Source organism: Fusibacter sp., from assembly GCF_057447755.1.
Genome location: NZ_JBVBZF010000423.1, coordinates 1 through 2,565, shown reverse-complemented (window position 1 = coordinate 2,565; position 2,565 = coordinate 1). Strand labels below are relative to the sequence as shown.

2 protein-coding genes are annotated in these 2,565 nt (G+C 32.6%); both read left to right on the top strand.

The genetic code is table 11. The features are described 5' to 3' along the window. Nucleotides 1–1,761 (top strand): putative bifunctional diguanylate cyclase/phosphodiesterase (locus AC220I_RS21160; RefSeq protein ID WP_486725855.1); only part of this gene is annotated, 1,761 nt, incomplete at its 5' end. Between the two features lie 382 nt (nucleotides 1,762–2,143). Continuing rightward, the coding region (locus AC220I_RS21155) for a substrate-binding domain-containing protein (protein WP_486725854.1) at nucleotides 2,144–2,565 on the top strand (422 nt) is incomplete at its 3' end.

Sequence of the window (2,565 nt, the reverse complement as noted above, 5' to 3'; positions counted from 1 at the left end):
TATCTGTTTTTAGTGGTTGGTATAGCAATTTTTAGAAATAAAATTGCATACAATATTAAAATTTGGAACATTATAATAATCAGTTATACAATCGGTTTATATAGTGCTCTAGTGCTGGGTTTTATTGGTATTGGTGCGTTGTATTTTCTTTTTTCTGCTTTAATGATTACCATACATTTAAAAAAGAAATATGCTATATTTATGTTCTACTTTAGTCTTTTAATCTTTATTATAATTGGTGTCCTAAGAAAGAACGCGGTATTTAGCTTTATTCTTTATAAGTATGATTTTTTTGATTCAGATAGGTTCTGGATATACGCTATATTTAGTTATGCATTTTTGCTTTCTATGATTATTCGCAGTATTTTCGCCTTAAATGCGAATTTGTCAGATACAATTAAGATGTTGATTTGTAAGAATAAAAAAGTTGAACAATTAGCTTATTATGATCAATTGACAAATCTTCCAAATCGATATAAATTCAAAAAAATCTTAGAGGACATAATTGTCGAGTATTCAAAAAATGATAAAGTCTTTGGCTTAATCATTTTGGATATTGATAATCTGAAGCTAATCAACAAACAAAGTAATCAGCTTGTAGGCGACAGGATTATTGTGGATTTAGCAAATTGTTTGAAGAATGAACTTAAAGAGGCAATCGTTATTTCTAGAATTGATGGTGATGGTTTTGCAATGATCACTTCTGTTCCTGTTAAAGATAATGGTCAATATTTATTTGACAAGATACAAAGTGCCTGTAATCAAACCATTTCAAACTTCCCTGGCATTAATACTTTGACATGTAGCGTGGGCATGATCGATTCATCAAAGGAGACTGATCATTATGAAGACTTGGTTAATAATGCTGAAACCGCTTTATTATTCTCAAAAGAATCGGGGAAAAATACTTATACCATTTATAATGAAGTGTTTGGATTAGAAATTCTACAAAAAGAAAATATGATAAAAGAATTACAGCTAGCAGTTGACACAGATGGATTCGACTTGGCTTTTCAACCAATATATGATGCCATATCAAAGAAAATCTATGAATTTGAAGTGCTTGGGAGATGGCATTCAGAGTTGTATGGCCTTGTTTCACCTGACGTTTTTATTCCTCTACTTGAATCATCAGGGCTTATTGTCCCTTATGGGTATAGCATGATGAGAAAAGCATTAATCCAATTGAAAAAATGGCATGAAGCAGGTTTTGATGATTTAAAAATAGCTGTAAATATTTCTGCCAGTCAGTTTAGTGATCAGAACTTTTATGAAAATACGATTTCATTGCTTAAAGAATATGAAGTTAAACCTGAGCATTTAGAACTGGAAATAACAGAAAGTGTCTTTATTTATGATTACTCATATATTAAAGGAACTTTAAGTAAATTAAAGGCGTTTGGTATTAAACTAGCTTTGGATGATTTCGGTACAGGTTATTCTTCCTTAAGCTATCTCAGGGAATTACCTTTACATACCCTAAAAATTGATAAATCTTTTGTAGATGGTATTAATCAACCAAAGTCACAGAAAATACTTGTCAGTAGCTTGATTAAATTGGCTCATGATCTAGACTTGGTTGTTATTGCGGAAGGTGTTGAAACGATTGACCAATTAAATTTTTTATACGATAATGCGTGTGACTACTTGCAGGGTTTTTATTTGAGTAGACCATTAAAACCTGAAGATATAGATTTGACGTTTTTAAATTGTTGGGTAAAACCTCTTTCGGTGTTAGAGCGCCAGAGCCTCACAGATTAGAGGCATAACATGAAAAAAGCCCTTGAAGTGAATGCTTCAAGGGCTTTTTAGCGCCTTACCGCCAGAGGGTAATAACATCATGCTTTAGGTATCTTAAAGCAAAATTTAGTTCAACTAAAGTCATATCATGTCTGATCTTGTAATGGAATAGATACTCATAGTATAATAATTAAATATTCTGTACATTTAAATGAATCGTTTAGGACGATTATTTGATGTTCTTCTGAATAACTTTTCTGTATGATTTATCCACCACTCAAATTTGTACGTACAATATCGTGATTTTATTTGACACTGAAAATGGAATGTGCTATCATTTGATTATAAGTTATACGTACAAATACGTATATGTTAAACTTACTAATATTTAGGGGGGTCTATGATGAAAAAGTTTTTGTTAGTGATGTTGTCAATTTTATTAGTACTATCAGTTTCAGGGTGTAGTGGTAATACTGCTTCAACCAATGCTGATGCCAGTGCGCCAGCAGCAACTGATACAAGTGCTGCGCCTGCTGCGGATACTGGTGCAGGTGGGGAAAAATATGTTGGTATTTCTATGCCTACAAAATCATCTGAACGATGGATTAAAGACGGTAATGCAATGAAAGATATTCTTGAAGAAAGAGGCTACACAGTTGATTTACAGTATGCAGAGGACGATATTCCAACTCAAGTTGCTCAGATCGAGAACATGATTACTAAGGGAGCTCAAGTACTTGTAATTGCTGCAATTGATGGATCAACGCTTTCAGATACCTTAAACCAAGCTGGTAAAGATGGTATCAAGGTTATTTCATACGACAG